The sequence below is a fragment of the Brevundimonas bacteroides DSM 4726 genome, from assembly GCF_000701445.1.
In the GTDB taxonomy this organism is placed as follows: Bacteria; Pseudomonadota; Alphaproteobacteria; order Caulobacterales; family Caulobacteraceae; genus Brevundimonas; species Brevundimonas bacteroides.
Genome location: NZ_JNIX01000010.1, coordinates 223,684 through 244,483, shown reverse-complemented (window position 1 = coordinate 244,483; position 20,800 = coordinate 223,684). Strand labels below are relative to the sequence as shown.

General features: G+C 67.1%; 24 protein-coding genes. 10 read left to right on the top strand and 14 right to left on the bottom strand.

Annotation, left to right across the window (positions count from 1 at the left end; translation table 11 throughout):
* Positions 1 to 307: 307 nt before the first annotated feature.
* Together Q333_RS0110735 and Q333_RS0110730 are read left to right on the top strand one after the other, a co-directional pair.
* A complete protein-coding gene (locus tag Q333_RS0110735) occupies positions 308 to 832 on the top strand; it encodes a ferritin-like domain-containing protein (RefSeq protein ID WP_029416884.1) in 525 nt (174 codons plus the stop codon).
* Between the two features lie 11 nt (positions 833 to 843).
* Entirely contained in the window at positions 844 to 1,752 is a 909-nt protein-coding gene (locus Q333_RS0110730; RefSeq protein ID WP_029416883.1) for a manganese catalase family protein, read from the top strand.
* Positions 1,753 to 1,834: 82 nt separating this feature from the next.
* Here Q333_RS0110730 and Q333_RS0110725 read toward each other — a convergent pair whose 3' ends face one another.
* Positions 1,835 to 2,035: a hypothetical protein gene (locus Q333_RS0110725; protein ID WP_029416882.1), complete on the bottom strand. Its 201-nt coding sequence runs from the start codon at positions 2,033 to 2,035 to the stop codon at positions 1,835 to 1,837.
* Position 2,036: 1 nt separating this feature from the next.
* Positions 2,037 to 2,270 (bottom strand): hypothetical protein, encoded by a 234-nt coding sequence (locus Q333_RS0110720; protein ID WP_029416881.1) that lies wholly within the window; start codon positions 2,268 to 2,270, stop codon positions 2,037 to 2,039.
* A 165-nt stretch (positions 2,271 to 2,435) separates the two neighbouring features.
* Here Q333_RS0110720 and Q333_RS0110715 point away from each other — a divergent pair, with 165 nt between their 5' ends.
* Positions 2,436 to 3,329: an SDR family oxidoreductase gene (locus tag Q333_RS0110715; protein ID WP_029416880.1), complete on the top strand. Its 894-nt coding sequence runs from the start codon at positions 2,436 to 2,438 to the stop codon at positions 3,327 to 3,329.
* Entirely contained in the window at positions 3,329 to 3,715 is a 387-nt protein-coding gene (locus tag Q333_RS0110710; protein WP_051651262.1) for a SpoIIAA family protein, read from the top strand. The genes Q333_RS0110715 and Q333_RS0110710 overlap by 1 nt, the downstream gene beginning before the upstream one ends.
* On the opposite strand, the gene Q333_RS17030 is transcribed toward Q333_RS0110710, so the two are convergent.
* The 6 genes from Q333_RS17030 to Q333_RS0110680 form a co-directional block, all read right to left on the bottom strand.
* On the bottom strand, positions 3,712 to 3,930 hold the full coding sequence (locus Q333_RS17030) for a hypothetical protein (protein WP_051651261.1): 219 nt from the start codon (positions 3,928 to 3,930) through the stop codon (positions 3,712 to 3,714). The genes Q333_RS0110710 and Q333_RS17030 overlap by 4 nt on opposite strands.
* Before the next feature lie 4 nt (positions 3,931 to 3,934).
* Positions 3,935 to 6,280, bottom strand: coding sequence for a UDP-galactopyranose mutase (glf, locus tag Q333_RS0110700; protein ID WP_245591537.1), 2,346 nt, complete (start codon positions 6,278 to 6,280; stop codon positions 3,935 to 3,937).
* A 112-nt stretch (positions 6,281 to 6,392) separates the two neighbouring features.
* Entirely contained in the window at positions 6,393 to 7,691 is a 1,299-nt protein-coding gene (locus Q333_RS0110695; protein WP_051651260.1) for a family 1 glycosylhydrolase, read from the bottom strand.
* The gene (gene galE, locus Q333_RS0110690) at positions 7,688 to 8,725 is read right to left on the bottom strand and encodes a UDP-glucose 4-epimerase GalE (protein WP_029416876.1); all 1,038 of its coding nucleotides are present in this window, start codon (positions 8,723 to 8,725) and stop codon (positions 7,688 to 7,690) included. The genes Q333_RS0110695 and galE overlap by 4 nt, the downstream gene beginning before the upstream one ends.
* A gap of 86 nt (positions 8,726 to 8,811) precedes the next feature.
* Positions 8,812 to 9,990 carry a zinc-dependent alcohol dehydrogenase gene (locus Q333_RS0110685; RefSeq protein WP_029416875.1) on the bottom strand — a complete coding sequence of 393 codons (1,179 nt, stop codon included), beginning with the start codon at positions 9,988 to 9,990 and terminating at the stop codon, positions 8,812 to 8,814.
* A 26-nt stretch (positions 9,991 to 10,016) separates the two neighbouring features.
* The gene (locus Q333_RS0110680; RefSeq protein ID WP_029416874.1) at positions 10,017 to 10,586 is read right to left on the bottom strand and encodes an SRPBCC family protein; all 570 of its coding nucleotides are present in this window, start codon (positions 10,584 to 10,586) and stop codon (positions 10,017 to 10,019) included.
* Between the two features lie 114 nt (positions 10,587 to 10,700).
* Here Q333_RS0110680 and Q333_RS0110675 point away from each other — a divergent pair, with 114 nt between their 5' ends.
* Positions 10,701 to 11,504 carry an SDR family NAD(P)-dependent oxidoreductase gene (locus Q333_RS0110675; RefSeq protein ID WP_029416872.1) on the top strand — a complete coding sequence of 268 codons (804 nt, stop codon included), beginning with the start codon at positions 10,701 to 10,703 and terminating at the stop codon, positions 11,502 to 11,504.
* A gap of 16 nt (positions 11,505 to 11,520) precedes the next feature.
* Here the strand turns inward: Q333_RS0110675 and Q333_RS0110670 are convergent, their stop codons facing one another.
* The 3 genes from Q333_RS0110670 to Q333_RS0110660 all read right to left on the bottom strand — a co-directional run bounded on the left by Q333_RS0110670 (position 11,521) and on the right by Q333_RS0110660 (position 13,044).
* Positions 11,521 to 12,045, bottom strand: a complete 525-nt coding sequence (locus Q333_RS0110670; RefSeq protein ID WP_029416871.1) for a hemerythrin domain-containing protein — start codon at positions 12,043 to 12,045, stop codon at positions 11,521 to 11,523.
* A 67-nt stretch (positions 12,046 to 12,112) separates the two neighbouring features.
* Positions 12,113 to 12,625, bottom strand: a complete 513-nt coding sequence (locus Q333_RS0110665; RefSeq protein WP_029416869.1) for a CinA family protein — start codon at positions 12,623 to 12,625, stop codon at positions 12,113 to 12,115.
* Positions 12,622 to 13,044 carry a DUF6766 family protein gene (locus tag Q333_RS0110660; protein ID WP_051651259.1) on the bottom strand — a complete coding sequence of 141 codons (423 nt, stop codon included), beginning with the start codon at positions 13,042 to 13,044 and terminating at the stop codon, positions 12,622 to 12,624. The genes Q333_RS0110665 and Q333_RS0110660 overlap by 4 nt, the downstream gene beginning before the upstream one ends.
* Before the next feature lie 141 nt (positions 13,045 to 13,185).
* Between Q333_RS0110660 and Q333_RS0110655 the strand changes: the two genes are divergently transcribed.
* The 4 genes from Q333_RS0110655 to Q333_RS0110630 all read left to right on the top strand — a co-directional run bounded on the left by Q333_RS0110655 (position 13,186) and on the right by Q333_RS0110630 (position 16,668).
* On the top strand, positions 13,186 to 13,365 hold the full coding sequence (locus tag Q333_RS0110655; protein WP_029416866.1) for a hypothetical protein: 180 nt from the start codon (positions 13,186 to 13,188) through the stop codon (positions 13,363 to 13,365).
* Between the two features lie 39 nt (positions 13,366 to 13,404).
* Positions 13,405 to 14,295, top strand: a complete 891-nt coding sequence (locus Q333_RS0110650) for an alpha/beta fold hydrolase (RefSeq protein WP_157072439.1) — start codon at positions 13,405 to 13,407, stop codon at positions 14,293 to 14,295.
* Positions 14,296 to 14,807: 512 nt separating this feature from the next.
* Entirely contained in the window at positions 14,808 to 15,368 is a 561-nt protein-coding gene (locus Q333_RS0110635; protein ID WP_029416861.1) for a DNA-3-methyladenine glycosylase, read from the top strand.
* 154 nt (positions 15,369 to 15,522) lie between these two features.
* Positions 15,523 to 16,668 carry an alpha/beta hydrolase gene (locus Q333_RS0110630; protein ID WP_029416860.1) on the top strand — a complete coding sequence of 382 codons (1,146 nt, stop codon included), beginning with the start codon at positions 15,523 to 15,525 and terminating at the stop codon, positions 16,666 to 16,668.
* Here Q333_RS0110630 and Q333_RS0110625 read toward each other — a convergent pair.
* From Q333_RS0110625 to Q333_RS17835, 3 genes are all read right to left on the bottom strand, one after another.
* Positions 16,655 to 18,718: a glycoside hydrolase family 65 protein gene (locus tag Q333_RS0110625; protein WP_029416858.1), complete on the bottom strand. Its 2,064-nt coding sequence runs from the start codon at positions 18,716 to 18,718 to the stop codon at positions 16,655 to 16,657. The two genes, Q333_RS0110630 and Q333_RS0110625, sit on opposite strands and share 14 nt — an antisense overlap.
* Positions 18,719 to 18,742: 24 nt before the next feature.
* The gene (locus Q333_RS0110620) at positions 18,743 to 19,318 is read right to left on the bottom strand and encodes a DUF4142 domain-containing protein (RefSeq protein WP_029416856.1); all 576 of its coding nucleotides are present in this window, start codon (positions 19,316 to 19,318) and stop codon (positions 18,743 to 18,745) included.
* A 175-nt stretch (positions 19,319 to 19,493) separates the two neighbouring features.
* Positions 19,494 to 19,823 carry a hypothetical protein gene (locus tag Q333_RS17835; protein WP_157072438.1) on the bottom strand — a complete coding sequence of 110 codons (330 nt, stop codon included), beginning with the start codon at positions 19,821 to 19,823 and terminating at the stop codon, positions 19,494 to 19,496.
* A 757-nt stretch (positions 19,824 to 20,580) separates the two neighbouring features.
* On the opposite strand from Q333_RS17835, the gene Q333_RS0110605 reads away from it, so the two are divergent.
* A complete protein-coding gene (locus tag Q333_RS0110605) occupies positions 20,581 to 20,799 on the top strand; it encodes a hypothetical protein (protein WP_029416853.1) in 219 nt (72 codons plus the stop codon).
* Position 20,800 lies beyond the last annotated feature (1 nt).

Below are 20,800 nucleotides of genomic sequence, written 5' to 3'. Positions count from 1 at the left end.
ATGGTTCCGGCGAGGCTCGAAGAACGGGGTGCCGGTCCAACAGAGCATCACTGAGCGGGGGCAACGCATATCGTGTGGGCGCAGTCTCGATGTCATGGCCTGTGCTGAACATACGCCCAGACTGCCCACGTCCAATGGCCAAGCCACTCACATGGGATAAGCGCGCGGCGTGAACGGCCGTGATTCTGCCTAACCCAGGTTAAGAGCAGCCTCGATCCCGCGATCAGGTCATGGGTCGGACGGCCGACACAGCGGGTCCTTCACTCCCGTGGACGCTTCTCCTGAGGCACCCTCAAAGGAGACTCTCATGACCGACATCCTGGCCGATGACGTCTGGCGCGACGTGTTCGTGACTGGACTTAAGAATGCCCACGCCATGGAACATGAGGCCCTGGCCCTCATGGACCGGCAGATCGAGCGCGCGAAGAACTTTCGGGAAATCGCCGACATGCTTCAACAGCACCGGGGCGAGACCGAACTCCAGATCGAGCGCCTCGACACCCTGTTGGCGTCGCTGGACGAGAAGCCATCCGGTCTCAAGGACGCTGCGATGTCGATGGGCGGGACGATGGCCGCACTCGGTCACTCCGTGGCCGGCGACGAAGTCCTGAAGAACGCCTTCGCCAACTTCGCCTTCGAGAACTTCGAGTCCGCCGCCTACCAAGGGCTGATCATCCTCGCCGATCGCGGTGGCTATTCGCTGGCGCTCGACCCGCTTCAGGAGACCCTGGAGGAGGAGATGCGCATGGCCCGCTGGGTTCAGGACAGCCTACCCATGGTCATCGACAAGCATCTCGAGCTTCGCCGCCTCGGCGAAAACGCCAGCCGCTGAGGACCACGCCCATGTTCATGCACAACAAGAAACTGATGTACACGGTCCGGGTGGCAGAGCCGAACCCCGGCCTCGCCACCCTCATGCTGGAACAGTTCGGCGGCCCACAGGGCGAGCTGGCTGCGGCCATGCGCTATTTCACCCAGGGCCTGGCCGACGAGGACGTGGCGCGCCGCGACCTTCTGATGGACATCGCGACGGAAGAACTGAGCCACCTCGAGGTGATCGGCTCGATCGTCGCCATGCTGAACCGCGGTGCCAAGGGCCGGCTCGCCGAAGCGGCGGAAGAGGAAGCCGACCTCTATGCCAGCATGACATCCGGCGGCGACAGCCACACCATGTCGATCCTCTATGGCGGCGGCACGGCGCTGGTGAACTCGTCCGGCGTGCCGTGGACGGCCGCCTACATCGACTCGATTGGCGACCCGGCGTGCGATCTGCGCTCCAACATCGCCGCCGAGTCGCGCGCCAAGATCGTCTACGAGCGGCTGATCAACGTCACCGACGATCCGGGCATCAAGGACGCCCTGACCTTTCTGATGACCCGCGAGGTGGCTCACCAGAAGGCGTTCGAGAAGGCGCTCTATGCCATCCCGGCCAACTTCCCGCCCGGCAAGCTGCCGGCCGACCCCGACTTTGCAGACGTCTATTTCGACATGTCTCAGGGCGAGGGCAACGAGACCGGTCCCTGGAACACCGGCGACCAGTGGGAGGTCATCGACGACCGGGAAAGCCAGGCCGCTGTGGACGGCGGCGATGGCCATGCCACCGTCGGGCTGAACCCCGAGGAGCGTGCGGCAGTCGAGGCCTTTGCAGCGCGCACGCAGTCGGACCCCTCGTCGGATCCCGTCACAGGCGCGGACCTCGGCGCAGGCCCGGGCGCCGGCCGGACGACACCCGTCGAGTTCGAAACAAGCTGACGCAGGAGCCCCACAGTACAAGCCCCGCCCGGGCGACCGGGCGGGGCATTTTTGTTTGCTGGCCGAATGGCGGCGAACGCGATCAGAGTCTGCTGGGGGTGTCGCGTCTTTTCGGCTCGGCGACGTCGTGCCCGGTCATGCCCTGCGACGGATCATCGGACGGCGTGCCCGGATCGATCCGCTTGTTTCTGCGGCCAGTCCGCACCGTCATCCAGGCGAGAAGCACACCGAGCAGGACCGGCCCTCCGATCACGACGAAGGCCCAGGGGAAGGTGTCGCTCATGTCAGAAGCGTCCGCCGAGGTCGCGCTGACCCGGAGGGGCTTCATCGGTCGCCGTGATCGTGGGGCGCGGGACCGAGCCGTCGGCGTCGCGCACGATCGCGCCGTCGGGCGACTTCTCCATCGGATGGCGGTTGGCCCGTTTGGCCTTGAACAGGACGTAGCCCAGGACCGCGACGGCGACGACAGCGAGCAGGGTGAACAGCGCGAGGCTGGGGATCAGGTCGTTGGTTTCCATGGTCAGGGACTCCGTGGGTTAAGGCATCGTGTGTGAACCGGTCGGTTCCGACGCTGTTCCGAGTGTCGCCCTGCCGACAGCCTCTGGCTTCTCTTGCTCCGACCGGAACAGGGCCGCCGCGCCGAGGGTTCTGGTCGACATGCTTTTTCCGCCGAAGGACCTCCCATGGCCGACCGCCTGACCCTGCAGGATCCCCGTGATCAGTACCCCAGGCCCCCGTTTCCCGAGCAGCCCCAGCCCGAGCCGGGCCTGGCTGCACGCATGGTGCCCGAACCGGATCACGGCGAGACCAGCTACACTGGGTCCGGTAAGCTCGTCGGTCGCAGGGCTCTGATTACCGGCGGTGACTCCGGCATCGGTCGCGCGACGGCGATCGCCTATGCGAGGGAAGGCGCCGACGTGGCGATCTCCTACCTTCCGTCCGAAGGCTCAGATGCGGACGAGGTCATCGCCCTGATCGAGGCGGAGGGCCGAAGGGCCGTATCCCTGCCGGGCGACATCACCGACGAGGCCTGGTGTCGTCGAATGGTCGAAAGGGCGCTGGCCCAGCTCGACGGCCTGGACATCCTGGTGATCAACGCCGGGCACCAGCAGTACAGGGAAGACGTGTCGGAGGTCTCGACCGACGACTTCGACCGGACGCTGAAGACCAATCTCTACGCTCTGCACTGGATCGCCCAGGCGGCGACGCCGCATATGTCGCCGGGCTCGGCCGTGATCACCACGGCCTCGATTCAGGCCTATGAGCCGTCCGCCATCCTGCTGGACTACGCCACCACCAAGGCCGGCATCGTCGCCTACACCAGGGCCCTCGCCAAGCAGCTGATCGAGAATGGCGTCCGCGCCAATGTGGTGGCCCCCGGCCCCTTTTGGACCGCCCTCCAGCCCTCCGGCGGCCAGCCTCAGGAGAAGGTCGCGCATTTCGGCGAGCAGAGCGCCTTCGGTCGCCCCGGCCAGCCGGTGGAGATCGCGCCCCTGTACGTACTGCTGGCGTCCCAGGAAGGCAGTTACCTGACCGGCGAGGTCTTCGGCGCGACGGGCGGCGCGGGGATCGCCTGATGGCAGACCGAGCTTGCGTCCGACGGGTTCCGGAACGCCGCCGGGATCTGCTCACGTTCGAGGTACTAGGCCAACTGGACGCCGAGGACATGCGGTACATGGCCGATCAGGTCGAGCAAGCGTTCGAGCGTCGCGGCAAGATCGACATGCTGATCCTGTTCCGCCGCTTCGAGGGGGCGACGGCGGGCGCTGTCGTGGAGCCGCATGCCCTCAGGGTAGAACTGGCGTCGATCGCCCATGTCCGTCGCTACGGCGTCGTCGGCGCGCCGGGTTGGGCCGACGCCATGATCGCCCTGGGAGGCTGGGTAACGCCCATCGAATCCAAGACGTTCGACATCGGCGAAGACGCCGCCGCCCGCGCCTGGATCGACCGTTCCGAGGGCTAGGCCGGCGGCTTCGGATCCTCCCATGGCGCCCGGCCGAACCGAGCGCGGTGGTAGACGAGACGCGGGCCCGCCCAGACCTCTACAGCCCGGCGAGATGGCATGCGCAGCAGTTCGCTTGCCGCGCGGGCGATCGCGGCCCGGTCTCCATCGAGCGCCGTCTGTTCGACGGCCGGGACGTCGCAGCGCCCGATGAAGAAGCGGAATTCGTAGAGCAAGGCTTCAGCCGGTGAGAGCCGCCCCTTCGCCCACAGCCGCCGAGGCAACCGGGCTTGTCGAGGGCACCAGCAGCCGCCGCGCGGCCGCCAGGGCCTGACCCGTCACCTGATCCATGTTGTAGTAGCGGTACGTCGCCAGGCGCCCGACGAAGCTGACGTCGGGCCGCGCCGCCGCCAGGGCCTCGTAGCGTTTGAACAGCGCCTGGTTCTCGGCGCGAGGGATCGGATAGTAGGGATCGCCGGTTGACGAGGGATACTCATAGGTCACGCTGGTTCGCGGGTGCCGCTGACCGGTCAGGTGCTTGTACTCCGTGATCCGCGTCCAGGGCGTCGCCTCGTCGGGATAGTTGACCGTCGCGACGGGCTGAAACTGTACCTGATCAAGCGTCTCGTGCCGGAAGCGCAGTGAGCGATAGGGCAGCTCGCCGAAGCGATGATCGAAGAACTCGTCGATCGGGCCGGTGAACACCAGCCGGTCGTGCAGCACGTCATACACGACGTCGCGATACTCGACACCGGTTTCGACCGTGATGTTCGGGTGGTCCAGCATGGCCGTGAACATGGCCGTGTAGCCGTCGGCCGGCATGGCCTGGAACGCGTCGGTGAAATAGCGGTCGTCGGTGTTGTTGCGCGTGGGCACCCGGGCGGTGACGGACTTGTCAAGCTCGGACGGATCGAGCCCCCACTGCTTCCGAGTGTAGCCGCGGAAGAAGGTCTCATAGAGCTCGCGGCCTATGGCGTTGACGACGACGTCTTCGGAGGTGCGGATGCGCTCGACCGGCTCCGCCCGGCTGGCGAGGAAGGCCTCGGCCGCCTCGTCCGAGCGAAGATCCAGGCCATAAAGGGCGTTCAGGGTCGTCCGGTTGATCGGCATGGGCACCAGGGAGTCGCCGACTTGGGCCAGGACGCGGTGCTCATAGGGCCGCCACTGGGTGAAGCGCGACAGATAGTCGAACACATCCGCCGAGTTGGTGTGGAAGATGTGCGGTCCGTACTGGTGGATGAGTACGCCGGCCGCGTCGAGATGGTCATAGGCGTTGCCCGCGATGTGCGGCCGACGGTCCACCACCAGTACCCTCTGACCCGCCGAGGCCATGCGCTCTGCCATGACGGAACCGGCGAAGCCCGCGCCGACGACCAGGGCGTCGTAGTGCGAACGCCGCATTGCGGGCCACACCGAGGGTGCCGCGACACCGGGCTCGCGCCGACGCGCGACCTGGTTGACCAGGGCGTCCATGCGCAGGTGGGTCTGGTCCCACGACAGGCTGGCCAGTTCCGCCTCGACATCTTCGCGCCAGCTGGAAGCGGATCCGCGCGCCAGGGCCACGGCCTGGTCGCAGGCCGCGATGAAAGCCTCTGTCGTCTCGGCCACAAAGACGGCATCCAGGTCGCCGTAGTGGCGCACGACATCGCGGATCGGAGTGGAGATCACCGGCCGGCCCGCCGCCAGGTACTCCGGTGTTTTGGTCGGGCTGATGAACCGGGTGGACTCATTGATGGCGAAAGGCATGAGCGCGGCGTCCCATCGCGACAGCCATCCCGGCAGGTCTTCATAGGCCGCCTGACCCGGATAGGTCAGGTTGGGGGCCTGGGGCAGGTCGGCGGGATCGATCTTCACCACCGGCCCGACGATCTCGAAGTCGCAATCCGGGCGGGCCTCTGCGAGCGCCGTGATCAGGTCGAGGTCCATCCGCTCGTCGATGACCCCGAAGAATCCGAGACGCGGGCGACCGACATCTTCCCGCGCGTTCGCCTGGGCGAAATGGTCCCTGTCCACGCTGGAGGGGAACGGATGGATGTTGTCGTGCCGGTCCGCCTTGGCCTCATAGAGGCTGTGGCCGCCGGTGAAGACCACGTCGGCCTGGGCGAACAGGTCCCGTTCCAGATCGACCAGTTCGGCCGGTGCGAACCTGAAGTTCGCCAGTTCGTCCATGCAGTCATAGACGACCGCCGCCGCCTCGATGTGCCGCGCGATCGGCAGCATCATCGGCGTGTAGTACCACAGGACCGGGCGCGTGATGGCGCGGGCATCCAGCGTTTCGTCCAGTAGCTGGCGCAGTACCGCCGCGGCGCACGCTCCCTGTAGTCCGTCGGGCAACCGTGGCGTGGCGACGACCACGCCCGTCTCGCCGCAGGTCCGCAGATCCACGGACAGGCCCGCGCCCGGCTCGGCCGGCAGGGGCTCCTCGAAATAGACCACCGTCCGCGTCCGGGCGAACCGGCTCATCAGATGCTGCGGCCGCTGGAAGACGAAGTCCCAGCGCAGATGGGACAGACAGACGATCGGGTCGTGCCGCTCGTCGGATTTCGGCAGGTCAATGACGGGGGCGGACGGTCTGGGGAGGGTCAAGCGATAGCCTTACGATGTGTGGAGACACAATCAGGGGGACCGATGGAGGTTCCAGCCGATTGTTCTGCCTGAGGAATTTTCGTGCGGTCCGTCGGAATCCCGACTTTGCGGATCAGGTTGGAACAGCATCGAAACGGTCGGCGCTGCGCCACCAGCCCTCGGATGCAATCGGGGCTCCGAGGTCCGCCCCAGCCTCCAGCCCCCTGTCTTCCGCGAGGATTGCGACGGCGCGAGCGAGCGCGGTGGGTTCAGGCACGCCGCTCGACAGATCGAAGGCACCACGCTCGTAGTGCCCGTCCGCGCGGGTCAGAAGACTGTTCCAGTCAAAGCTGCCCAGAAGCGCCCAGACGGTAACGGCCTCGACCGGCACGCCGCGATCGCGCGCGGCCTGTGCGGCCTCCCAGCAGTCCGACAGCCAGCGGATCTGCTGGTCGACCGAGCAGCCGAGGTGGCACTCCGTCACAGCGATCGGAGCCGAATACCGGGCCGACAGCCGGTCGAACAACCGACCCCACCCCCCGTCCTCGACCTCCCGGACCCGAACGGCCTCAACGTCCGCGTAACGGATCACGCCATTACCCCCGTGGCGTTCCGGCCGATACCGCTCCAGCCGGTGGTCCAGGAAGCGATCGCTGGTCGCATAGTGGTTCAGGCCGATGACATCGGCCGGCGCCGGTTCGATCGCGATCCGCTCCAGCCTTGCCCCGAGACCGAACGTCGAGAGGCGCGCATGCAGACCGTGCGGGCGCGTGACCCGCCCCGCCAGCAGATCCCAGGTCGCCAGGCGACGCAGGTTCTCATGCCGGACCTGTTCGGCGCAGGCCTCGGTGCCGTAGGTGACGCCGAAGTCTTCGGTCTGAATCAGGCGCGCGCCGGGGATAACAGCGCGGATGGCCTGCATCGACAGCCGCACCCCATCGATCTGATTCAGCAGGGCGCGCCAGAAGATCGTCTCGTCGCGGGCATGCGGATGCCAGTGTCCATAGAGGGCGCTGAACCGCGCCGTCGTCAGGGGCTCGTTGACCGGGGTCCAGTCGTTGACCCAGGGGTACCGCGCGGCCACCGCTGCGGCAAAGCGGGCCAGGCCTTCGGCGAACCCGTCGTCATCGGTCAGGCTGGTCCATGCGGGGCCCGCGCCGTGATGGATCAGACCGAGGATGGGACGGATGCCCAGATCCCGCATGCGGTCCATCCGCGCGTCGGCCCAGCGCCAGTCGAAGACGCCGGGTTCCAGCTCGGTCCGTTCCCAGAGGATGGGATACCGCAGGGTCCGAATTCCAAGCGCGGCGATGCGATCCAAGTCGTCGATGCGGTCGTGATGCCCCGACAGGCGCAGCTGATCCCTCCAGCGGTCGCCGACCCGGTTGACGGTGCATTCGACGCCGCCCCAGAGTTCCAGCGAGCGCCTCACGCCGCGACGCTCTGCGCATGGTGAAAGCGACGCCCGAACGCGGGAGCCCGACGCCAGCCGGCGGCAGACCCGACGATCGTGTCGAGATCGCTTTGCTCCGCGCGCCAGCCGAGGACGGCTTCGGCCCGGCTCGCATCCGCGACCAGGCTGGCGGGATCGCCGGCCCGCCTCGGGCCCACGGAATGAGGCACGGAACGGCCCGTGGTCCGTCCAACCGCCTCGACGACCTCGCGGACCGAGCGCCCCGTGCCGGTGCCGAGGTTCAAGGCGAAAAACGCGCCATCGCCCATCGCGTGCTCCAGCGCCAGAACATGGGCCCGGGCGAGGTCCTCGACATGGACATAGTCGCGGACGCAACTGCCGTCCGGTGTCGGAAAATCGTCGCCGAACAGGGTCAGCGCCGGGCCGAAGCCGAGCGCGGCCTCGACCGCGAGGGGGATCAGGTGGCTCTCCGGATCGTGAGCCTCGCCGATCCGCCCCTCAGCGTCAGCACCGCAGGCGTTGAAGTAGCGCAGCGCCACGCCCGTCAGACCGTGGGCGGCGCACAGGCCGGCGATCATCCGCTCCGCCGCCAGCTTGCTGTCGCCATAGGGATTGATCGGTCGCAGCGGCAGATCTTCGGTTAGGGCAGCCAGGCTCTGCGGCTGTCCGTAAACGGCCGCCGTTGATGAAAAGACGATCCGCCCCGCGCCCGTCTCTCGCATGGCCTGAAGCACGCCCGCCGTTCCGCCGAGGTTGATGTCCCAGAAGGGCGCGGGCTCCCGCATCGACCGCCCGACCTCGATCAGCCCGGCGAAGTGAATGACGGCGTCGATCCGGTACGCACGCATGGCGTCAGCGACCGCCCCGGCGTCGCGGACGTCGCCGATGACCAGGGGGCCCCACTGCACAGCCTCTGCGTGACCGGCGCTCAGATCGTCGAAGACGATCGGACTGTGACCGGAATCCGCCAGGGCCTTGGCGGTATGCGAACCGATATAGCCCGCCCCGCCCGTGACCATCACCCGTCGTCCCGCGGTCGCCGAAATCGCCATCGCTTGTTCTCCGTTGGACCGGAGGAAGGCGTGACGGGCGCTGGCGTTTCAGACTGTCGAGAACCGGTCCTCGCGGATCGTCAAGATCAGTGTGGGTGAAGCACCACCTTGGTCCAATCGTTCTGGTTGTCCTTGAAGTTCTTGTAGCCTTCCGGCGCCTGCTCGAGCGGCAGCCGGTGGCTGATCAGGTCGGTGGTGTCGATCTTGCCTTCAAGGATCAGTTCGAGCAGCTGGGGCAGGTAGCGCTGGACGTGGGTCTGGCCGGTCTTCAGCGTCAGCCCCTTCTCCATAAAGGCGCCGATCGGCCATTTGTCGGCGAAGCCGCCATAGACGCCGGGCACCGAGACGGTGCCGCCCTTCCGCACCGCCATGATGGTCTCCCTCAGGACGTGGGGCCGGTCAGTGCCCAAGATCTTCGTCTCCTGCTTGACCGCGTCGATGATGTTGTCGGGCGAGAAGCCGTGGGCCTCCATGCCGACGGCGTCGATGCAGCTGTCGGGACCGATCCCCGCCGTCATCTCCATCAGGGCCTCGCGGACCTTCACCTCGTGATAGTTCAGCACTTCCGCGCCGTTGGCCTTGGCGAGGGCGAGGCGATTGGGGTGATGATCGATGGCGATCACCCGGCCGGCCCCCATCAGGATCGCGCTTTTGATCGCGAACAGTCCGACCGGCCCGCAGCCCCAGACCGCGACCGTATCGCCAAACTGGATCTGGCAGTTCTCGGCGGCCATCCAGCCCGTCGGGAAGATGTCCGACAGGAACAGCACCCGCTCGTCGTCGATGCCGTCGGGCACCTTGATCGGGCCGTAGTCGGAGTAGGGCACGCGGGCATACTCCGCCTGGCCACCCGCATAGCCACCCGTCAGGTGCGAATAGCCGAAGGCTCCCGGCATCGAATAGCCATAGGCGATCTCCGACGCGTCGGCCTTGTCCGCCGGATTTGAGTTGTCGCAGGCCGCCGGCATCTGGCGCTCGCAGAAGAAGCAGGAACCGCAGGCGATCACGAAGGGCACGACCACCCTGTCGCCGACGCTGAGGGTTGTGTTGCCCGAGCCAACCTCCTCGACGATGCCCATGAACTCGTGACCCAGGATGTCGCCGTTCGACATGCCCGGGATCATGCTGTCGTAGAGATGCAGGTCGGACCCGCAGATCGCGGTCGCCGTGATCTTGATGATCGCATCGCGCGGATTGACGATCTGGGGGTCGGGGACGGTGTCGACCTGGACGTTGTGCTTGCCGTGCCATGTGAGCGCGCGCATGGGGAACTCTCTGCTGTTTCGGTGGATCAGAAATGACGGCTGGCGCGGGGCGCGGCCTCGGGGGCCTTTGAGGTCGAGACCTCGCCGGTCTCCATCAGCTGCTTGAAGCGGCGGAGCTCGCGTCGGGCCTGGATGCGCGGCTCGCGCTGCATGACCTTGGCGACCAGCTTGCCGACCGCGCCCGCGGGCGGATCGTAGCTGATGAACAGCCGCACCTCGGTGCCGCGGCCAAAGGCGTTGTCGCGGAACTCGATCCAGCCCTCGTGATCCACATCGGACCCATCGTCCGATCGCCAGGCGATGCGTTCGCCGGGAATGTCCTCGGTGATCTCTGAGACCAAGTCGAAGTCCGCGCCCGCTGGACCAACCACCATCCACTGCGACCGGCCTGACTCCAGCGTCTCGACGGCCTTCAGATTTTCCATGAACAGGGGCAGGTTCCCGAAGTCGCGCCAGAAGGCATAGAGCTCCTGCCGGGGACGGTTGATCAGCACCGCCCGGACACTGCTGGCGGCGTGCTCGCCCTCGACGCGATCGTCATCGAGATAGGCCGTGGACACCACATCGGCGTCCGTTGATCGGGTGTGTTCCGACATCGGTTCGTCTCCTGAGTGAGTTCGACCAACGGCCCGCCGGAACGCTTCGTTCCCCAGGAACGGGAGCCGACACACAGGGGTTGTCAGGTCACCCACCTGAAACCGGAGCCGCCCATGTCCACGCTTTCCGACACCCCCGCCGAGGCCCTGCGTCCCCTTGCCGTCGTCACCGGAGCCTCCAGTGGCATCGGTTATGAGCTCGCCCGACGGTTCTCAGAGGACGGCTACGATCTGATCATCGCGGCCGATCGCCCGCTCGCCGAGGCGCGCCAGGGTCTCGAAGCCGTCGGCGGACGGGTAGAGACCGTCCTGGTCGATCTGGCGACGCAGGCGGGGGTGCAGCAGCTGTACCAGTCACTTGGCGGCCGTCCGGTCGATGCCCTGGTCGCGAACGCGGGCGAGGGCGTGGGCGGGGCGTTTCTCGATCAGGATTTCTCGGATGTCGCCCACGTCATCGACACCAACGTCACCGGGACGCTGCGGCTGGTTCATCTGATCGGGCGCGACATGCGCGAGCGCGGTCGCGGTCGGATGCTGATCACCGGCTCGATCGCGGGCCTGATCCCGGGGCCGTTCCACGCCGTCTACAACGCCTCGAAGGCCTTCGTGGACAACTTCGCCTATGCGCTGCGCAACGAGCTCAAGGACACCGGCGTGACCGTGACCGTCCTGATGCCCGGCGCGACCGAAACCGACTTCTTCGAGCGGGCGGGTCTGACCGACACCAAGCTGGGGACAGCCGACAAGATGTCGCCCGTGGACGTCGCGCGGATCGGCTATGAGGCCATGAACCGAGGCGACGGCGATGTCGTGGCCGGCATGGGCAACAAGGTCCAGGCGGGTCTGGCCCGGGTCACGCCGCCGGCCGCCCTCGCTGAAGTCCACCGCAAGATGGCCGAGCCCGGCAGCGGCGACTGACGCCGCCGGGCGTCGCCTATCCGACGTAGCGGTTGAACTCTTCGCGGTAGCGGGCGGTGAGATGATCCTGCCGCTCGCCCTTCTCCCTGAGCTCGAGGAACCAGGTCGACTCTTCCTCATACATATGGGTCAGGACGGCTCCCTCGATATGCTCCCACTTGTCGACCCATTCCGGCTTGGACGGGGCGATGTTCTCCAGTTCCGACATCTGGTTCTTGGCGGTCGTCTGTTCGAGATAAGCGTGGGCGGCGTGCATCTTCTCTCCGGCCTGGCCGAGCGCCGGATAGAGCACGACTTCCTCGGCCAGGGAGTGGCCGTTGAGCACGATCGCCAGTTCCTTCATCGCCGCCGTGCGCTCGGCGGCGGTCTTGGCCAGCTTGCCCGCGCTGAAGGCTTCGCGGATGCGGTCGTGATGATCCAGCACGAGGCTGAGCCAGTCGCCGCGCTGGGCGACGGCGCGCGCCTGCTCGGTCGCCTCGCGCCGCTTTTCCTCGTTCGGCAGAGGCGTCATGGCGGCTGCGATCTTGTCGATGACGGACATGGGGAGAGGCTCCTGAGACTGTGGGGGTCGAGAAGAGACGCCCGACGGCGACCGCTGTTCCGTAAGGTCAAGCCTGGTTGAGGGCCGATTCCACCAGATCGACCGCGGCCTCCAGGGTCGCCATTCGCACGCCGCCGCGCCCGATGGCGCCGAAGTGGCGTTCGGCGCAGACGACGCCCCCCTCCCGTCTGGCGAGCGCGAGATGGACGAGACCTTCCTCGGTGCCATCGCCGGCCGGTCCCGCATAGCCGGTCACCGACAGGGCCAGGTCGGCGGTGGATCGGCGAAGACCACCCCGGGCCATCGCCTCGGCGACCTCGGCCGACACCGCCGTGTGGGCCTCGATCAGCGCCGCGGGCACGTCGACATCCTCGATCTTGGCGGCCTCGCTATAGGTGATGAACCCGCGCTCGAAGGCATGGCCGCAGCCTTCGACGTCGGTCAGGACCGAGGCGATCAGACCGCCCGTGCAGCTCTCGACCGTGGCGACGGTCAGGTTGCGATCGCACAGGTTCTGGAGCACCCGCGTGATCCGCGCTTCGAGATCGGACGGAAGACTGGCCGACAGGGTCTCGCTCACGTTCGACCCAGGGTGCCTGCCGCGTGGTAGGGCGGGTGCTGGTGGATCGAAGCATGCCCCCCGTGACGCAGATGCGTCTCGTCGATCTCCTCGATCAGGGCGATACCGCGCTCGCGTCCGACCAGTTCCAGAAGGGCGTCGATCTTGGCCTCCAGCCGGTCGTCGTTCTCCTTGGACGACGGCGATCCGACATACAGGAAGTAGGCCAGACCCACGACCTGCCACAGCAGCTGCAGGAACTCCGACTGCCAGTTCTCGAAGGTGTCGCGGCCCATCTCTGTCAGCCAGGGCCCGAGCGTCGGCGTCTGTCCGTGCTGTGTCGCCTCCTCGACATAGGACATCCAGCCGAACATCCAGTGCAGACCAAACGAGATGGCGAAAAAGGCCAGGGTGATCCAGGCATAGGCGTATTTCTTCATGGCCAGGGCTCCTCTCGGCGGTCGAACGCCGCGCTCCCGGACTCCGTTGCCGGGGTTGGATCGACGCCACTGCCGGTCTCTGGCGAACGGAAGGCAGGCCGCCGCGTTCGCCGTTCCCAGCACAGTAAATCGGAGACCGCCATGACCGATCAGACCAAAGGCCGCGAACGCAACGGCGCCATTCCTGCGGGCAAGCCGGACGCGAGCACCCCGGACGAAGCGGTCAAGCGCACCAGCCGGCAGGGACGCCGTGCGGCGGGACCCGACGGGCCGGACGCGACGGAGGTCGGCGACACGTTCAAGACACCGCCGGCCGGCTGATCCCCGATCCACCCTCAACAGTCTTCTGTGGTCATCGCCATGTCCCGCCATCCCTCCTCTCCAGCACCGCGGCGGCGCGTTCGTCGCGTCGGACCGCCGCGATGCCGCCAGCGGGTGGTCCAGCAGGGCACGACCGGTCGCCCGGTCGTGCTGCTGCACGGCCTCGCCAGTCTCGCGGACGAGATCTTCCACCCGCTGGCCGAACCCCTGGTCGATGCGGGCTTCCGGGTCACCGCCATCGACCGGCCCGGCTATGGCGGCAGCGAGGCGGCATCCAGCGGTGCGATGGGACCAGACGCCCAGGCGCGCGCTCTGGAGCGCACTCTGGCTCGGCTGCGGGTCAGGGACGCGATCGTCATCGCCCACTCGGCCGGCGCCGCCCCGGCGTTGCATCTTGCGCGACGGGGCGGAGACCGCGTCGCGGGCCTGGTTCTGATCAGCCCCTTCTGCCGTCCGACCCGGCCCAGGGCGGCCCTCGGTCTCCGTGCGGCCACGGCGCCGATCATCGGCCCCTCGATCCGACGGCTGCTGCCCACCGTCGCGCCCACGCTGGGTCGGTCCATGGTCAGGGCCGCCCTTCATCGGGGACAGGCGATGCCGGATCCGAGAGCCTTTCCCTGGCGGCGCATGGCCCAACCCAGCGCCGTGAGCGCAATGGCGGCGGAGCTGCGCGGATTCAACGCCGATATGATCGGCTTGCGCACCCAGCTCAAGCGCCTGTCGATCCCTACCCTGGTTCTGATGGACCCGGACGATCGCGTCATCGATTCAAAAGCTCACGCCCGCTGGCTCGACAGCCGCCTGCCAACCTGTGCCGTGCGCTCCATACCGGCCGGGCATCTGATGCATCATTTCGAGCCCGCGGCCGTGCTCGACGCTGTCGTGTCGGTCGACGTCGCCATCCAGGTCGGGATGCGACGGATCGCCTAGCGAGGCTGAACGACCGAAAGCCGACACTCCGGCTGCTTTCGGCTGAGGCAGCGTTGGGGCTCCATGGCCCAGGCTCCCGACCAGAAACACCCGACGTCAGGACTCATTCAGGGCGGGTTGGGCGGAGCTGAGAGCGAGCTCCTTGAGAGCGGCCAGGAAGAGGTCTTCGCCCGAACCGAAGTCGAAGCGGGTCGCATCGAACACGCCGTCACCGCAGGGGGGCAGCCGGACCGAGGGCCGAGCCAGGACCCGGCCGCCGACGCGGACGAGGGGCAGGAGGGGTCTCCTCCCGCCCCGGTCCTGGAGCCCGGCCTATCGTTTCGCCGACATCACGAGGATGAAGGCCAGGGGGGCCAGGATGATCCAGAGCCAAAGCGCCATGGAGGTCATGAGCATTCTCCTGCAGTGCTCCGAGCCAACCCTGCGCCATCGGCACCTGTTCCGAGCGGCGACAACCCGACTCAAGGCCAGGACCGCACGCGCCGCGCAGATGCGGCGGCGCACCGTCGGCATTGACGCAGTTTTCGACCGATTTCTTCGATCGACGCGCGCCGGACGTCGCGCACGACCTGGTCGGGGCGCGGCTGACGGTCGATGGCGTCGGCGGCGTCATCGTCGAGACCGAGGCCTATGACGCCGATGATCCCGCCTCGCACAGCCACCGCGGGATGACGGCACGAAACGCCGCCATGTTCGGTCCGCCCGGCCATTTCTATGTCTACCGCATCTACGGCCTCCATCTGTGTCTCAACATCGTGTGCGGACCGCCTGGAACAGGCGCGGCGGTCCTTATCCGGGCCTTGCGGCCGACAGCCGGTCTGGACCTCATGCGTCGACGCCGTGGCACCGATCGTCTGGTTCAGCTCGCGTCTGGCCCGGGCCGGCTTTGCCAGGCGCTCGCCGTGACGATGGCGTTCAATCATCGGCCTTTGAACGAAGCCGGGGTGATGCTTGAGGCCCCCGAGAGGACGGCTTCAGTTGGACGGGGCGCCCGCGTCGGCATCGCCCGCGCGGTCGAAAGGCTCTGGCGCTTCGGCGAGGTCGGATCGCCCTTTCTCAGCCGACCGCTCTGAGGACGAGAGAGAGACCGCGACCCGACATTCGGAACGCCCTTTGCGCCTACCCGCTTGAAGCCGCTCCCGCAGCGGACTTCGCCGTCGGAGGCGGCTGCGCGCGTGCGCATTGCCCGCCTTCCCGGCATGCGCCGCGCGCACTCAAGGCGCTCTCATGGTTCCCATCTTTGTCTTCGCCATCCTGCTCAATCTGGCGTCGCTGGCCATCCTGGGAACGGGAGCCTGGCTCGGCTGGTCCTGGTACGCGGGCGACCTGGTCCAGACCCCGACGGGCGTGGAGCGCATCCGCGAGGACTGGCGGCTCTGGGCAAGCCTCGGTCTGCTCGCTTTCTCGGTCTTTGGACGCGCGCTGGTCCTGCCCCTTCTTGCGCGCCGTGACGCCGGGCCAGTGCCGGACCTTCGCCGGGAAGGCGTCAACCTGCCGGTTGTCGACGGGGCCAGTCTGTATGTCGAGAAGATCGGCTCAGGTCCCGGCCCTATGCTGCTCTTCACGCACGGCTGGGGGCTGGACAGCACGGTCTGGAACGACGCCAGACAGGCGCTCAAGAACGAGCACGCCATTCTCAGCTGGGATCTGCCCGGGCTCGGCCGCTCGAAGTCCGCAGGCCCCCAGGGCGTGAGCCTTGAGGCCTTCGCCGCCAATCTGAGGCATCTGGTTCTCGGCACGGGCCGGCCCGTCATCCTGATCGGCCACAGCATCGGGGGCATGACCATCCAGACCCTGGCTCGGGACCACCCGGAGCTGTTCGGCCGCGAGGTCGTGGGGGTCGTTCTTCTGAACACCACCGACATCAACCCCCTGCGGACCATGATCTGGAGCCCCCTGTTTCAGGCGCTTCGCATTCCGGTCCTGATCCCGCTGATGTGGCTGGTCATCGTGCTCGAGCCCCTGGCCTGGCTGTCCGCCTGGCAGAGCTACCTCAGCGGCATGGCGCACCTCGCGCAGCGCATGGGGTTCGGCCCGGAGGTGACGCGCGCTCAGCTCGATCTGGTGGCGCGGCTGGCCACGCGTAACCGCCCCGGCGTGCAGGCTCGGGGCAATCTCGCCATGTTCGAATGGGACGCTCGCGATGCCCTGTCCCGGCTGCCCATCCCGACGCTCGTGATCGGCGGCCAGCGGGACATCGTAACCAAACCGGAAGCCGGTCGATGCATCGCTGCGAGCGTCCCGGGCGCGCGGTTCGAAGAGGTCCGCAAGGCGAACCACATGGGCTTCCTGGAGCAGGGCGACATTTACACGTCCGAGATCCGCCGCTTCGCACAGTCGCTTCGCAGCGATCCGCGCGTCACAGGAAGCTGATCTCGGCCGACGGCGCGCCCTGTCGCGCTGCAAGCCGGGCGGGCCGCCCCCGGATCCAGATGCGCTCGACCTCGATGCTCGTCCAGCCTTCGGGCAGGACGATCGGCCTGCGGGGCCAGCCGGCGGGGTCCCCGTCGTCGGCCACGATCCCCGTCAGGCCGAACAGCAGACCCAGCAGCATTCCTCCCAGATTGGCGAAGAAGGGCCCGGCCTCGACCGCGCTGTCCGGATGATCCGGCCGGTATTCGAGGCACTGATGAAACCGGCCGCTGTCGTAGGCCGCATAGCCCTCCTCGAAGAGTTTCAAAGCGAGAGCGCGGTCGCCGGTCATGGCGGCCCAGACGGGGTAGAGGGCCGGCAGCATCGGAGATCCAACGTACTCCGGCCAGTGCTCGAGGTAGAAGGCCAGCGTCCGCCGGCGCGCGTCTTCCGAGAGCGGGTGGTCGTAGGGGAAAAGGCCCGCCAGGACCGAGGGGGTGGCTCCCTTGGGTTCGTCGATGCGAAAGTGGTCGTGGGTCGCGATCACACCATCGGACCGCCGGGGCAGATACAGACCGGCTTCGACCTCCCGCCACGCCTCGGCGACCGGCAGGCCCAGCCGTTCACCGGCGCGGATCGCCCGTCGCAGAACATCACCCGCCGCCATCAGGGTAAAGGCGTCGTTGTCGGGCGGGTCCGGAACCTCGGCAGGTCCATTGGCGCGGAGCAGCTCGAACCCTCGGTCGGTGCGCGTCAAACGACTGACCACCCAGTCCGACACCCCTTTCAGGACCGGCCACGCCTGGTCCCGCAAAAAGGCCTCATCGCCGGTGACATCCGCATAGAGCGAAAATGCGCGCGCCACATGCAGCGATACATGATCCTCGTGGGCGGGCGCCGACCCGTCGCCGGGCGCGGCCTCATCACGCGTGAACGGTCCGACTTCCCACGGGAACTGCAGACCGTCGCGCGCCGAAAGCTTCGCCGTCCGCCCGGCGGCCTCCATTCCGTCGCTGCGGAAATCCAGGATCGCCCGCGCTGCGTCGGGTTGCAGAAGCACGAGCGGCGGCACGCAGAAGGCGTCCAGATCCCACATCACATGGCCGTAGTAGTGGTGGTAGTCGTGCCAGGTGGCGAGACCGAAGATCGAGGTCGCTGCGGGTGACGCCGCGTGGGTCGAGGTCATCAGGTAGAAGGCCGCCGCGTCGATCAGAGCCTGATGCGCCGGCTCTGCGCCATGCACCGTGATCCGACCCTTCCAGAGCTCAGACCAGGCCGCGCGGTTTCTCTCGCGAAGGGTTTCGAGGCCCGATTTCGCGCCCCTCGCCACGCGCCGCACCGCTTCCTCATGGGGGCGCGCATGCATGACGGACGGCACGAGCGCCGCGATCTGCCTCAGGACCAGCGGTTCGTCCGCCGCCGCCTCGAACTCATATTCGCTGATCAGCGGTCCAAGCCGATCCTCTGGTCGGGACTGGCGTTCTGCGGGTCGGTCGATTGCCGTCACGAGCGCAATGCCGCAGCGACTGAGCCCGCCTTCGCTTTCCCAGAGAAGCGCGCCGTCGCACGCGGGCTCGTCTTCGCCGGGCGTATCCGTGCGACGATCCAGGATGGTTCCGCGAACTCCGCGAGTGTCCACCATGGCGCGGATACCCAGTGTCATCGGCTGACGAGGGGTCAGGGTCACCTGCTGCAGGACGAGCGAAGGCGCGGTGCGGCTGGCCAAGGTCAGAACCTCGACGGACACCGCCTTTCCCAACGCCTTGAAGACGCAGGAGGAGGTCAGCTCGCCGGTCGCGAAGTCGTAGGTCTGCCGCAGACGCGAAACCGCCCATGGCTGGTCGCTCAGCCAGACGCCGTCGACGGACAGATCGCCGGCAAGGGGATAGGGGCACGGCACGGCCGCCTCAATGCGGCGGTTCGGAGGATCCCCGGCGAAGCCGCTGACTAGCATTATACCGGCGACCAGGGGCACCTCGCGCACCCGCAGTCCGATCACGCCGTTGCCGACGTAGGCCGGACGCGCGCCATTTCGCGGGCCGGTCTCCGGCGGCGGGTTGAGGGGTTTCACAGCCGACCCGCCGCCACCTTTCGTTTACTCGCCCGCCATCTGCTCGGCCATCTGCAGGTGCGCCTCGATGCGCGGTAGAACGGTCCGGGCATGCTCCGCCAGCCTTGGCGCGTCGGCGTTGTCCGAGAACCCGCGGTGCAAGGTCACGGCTTCCTGGTGCGCCGCGACCTGCTGGGCCAGATAGACCTGATCGAATCCCTCGGCGGGCGCGCTGCGCAGGTTGTCGATCAGCCCCTGACGGCGCTCGTCGAGCTCGGTGGGCAGGGTCACGTCCCCAGCCTCGGCGGCGGCGATCGGCTTGAACCGCTCGCTGGCAGCAGTGTGGTCGGTCTTGATCATCTGGGCGAGCTCGCGCACCTCGGCGGACTGTGTCCGCTCCAGCGCAATGTCGGCTGCCATGATCTCGTACATGTCGCCCATGGCTGCGTTCGGAACGTAGGCGCTCGCCATGTTCGAACCCATGGTCGCCGCAGACATCTGACCGACCGGGGCAGAGGCAGCGTCCTGGGCGGCATCGACCGGGTTGGTGTCCTCCGGCTGATTGCACGCCGCAAGAAGGCCAAGGCACGCCGCACTGGCCAGCATCAAATTCATCTTCATCGGATCCTCCGGGAATCAGACGGCGGATGGGCCGCCACTCGGCCACCAACCCGCTGAACGAAACGCTGTTCCTGATCGACGGCAAGGACGCTGCGGACATTGGGGATGTGTCCGAAACCCGACATTCGCGGCGACCCGGCAGCGGAAGTCAGGAACTCCCGATCGGAGCTTTGCATTAACGCCGACGGAGAGAGGGAGATACCGTGGCGGAGCGCGTCATGCCGACTTTTGTCTTCGACTGCATGACGGCCTGGCGGTCGAACCGGTGCTGGAATCCCTGCAGGCGCGGGATGAGGAGGAGGCTCGCCATCTCGCCGAGCTCCGACTGATGCTCGGTCGGGACTTCACCCACGTCGAGGTTCACCATGACGCGCGGGAGCTGTTTTGCCTGCGTGGCGACAGTCAGCCGTCGGTTGGGGAGCGGCGAAACTTCACTCCAGGCGAACCGCGGGATCGTTGAAGCGTTGCAGTGACCGCCAAGTCGACCGGAAGAGATCGGCAGCATCGAGAGAGGGCGAGTTGGAGAAAAAGGGAAGGTCATCCGCCGCAGGGCGTCTGATCCTCGCGGCGGTGATCAGCACGGTCAGCGCCCCGGTCGCGTGGGCCGACGTTTAGAGCCCGGAGCCCGATGATCCCGATCTCAGCCGTCTGTCGCTGGAAGAACTGGCTCAGGTCGAAGTGACGTCGGTTTCGCGCCGACCGAAACCGCTGTCGGCGGCGGCCGCGGCGGTCTTCGTGGTCAGTCGGGACGATATCCGACGGTCGGGGCGGCGAGCCTGCCGGAAGTCCTGCCGCTGGCACCCAACCTCGATGTCCAGCGCATGAATGCCGTGGACAATGCGATCTCCGCGCGCGGCTTCAACGGCTTCGAGACCTCCAACAAGCTCCTGGTGCTCACGGACGGCCGCAGCCTCTATTCGACGCTTAGCTCCGGCGTCTTCTGGGATGCGCAGTCCGTCCCGCGCTTCTGGCGCATTTCAGACGATCGGGCGACTTCGCCGCCGACTTCTGCTAGCCTCTCGGAGGTGCCGGAGATGGCTGCCGATTTCCGTCGCCGTGGTGACCATATGGTGACCAAGCGGCTGGCGAGGCCAAGGTCTCGGCGACTTTTATCAGCGGCCTCAAGGGCTTGTCGGCACGGATCAGGCGGAATCTGTTACCTGTATCGGGACATAGAGCTGGAGCCGTAACGGGCGCCTCGTGCTGCTGAGTGTGGGAAGCTACAGGCATCGATCATTGGGCGCGGATCGAGGGATCCAACCGTGAACTGGGATCATTGCAAAGCGGCAAATGAACGGCTCGTTCTCAACGTCCCGTACTGGATATCGCTCATCCTGTTGGGCTTCGCGCCGCTCGTACTTGTTTCCGGTATGATCGCCAGCGAACTGGACTGGCCTGGCACGCTGATTGTTGTTTGCGTCTTCGCGGTCGCCGCCGTCTGGCATTTGGTTTGCCGGGTTCAGATGAAGCAGCAGCCTTAGG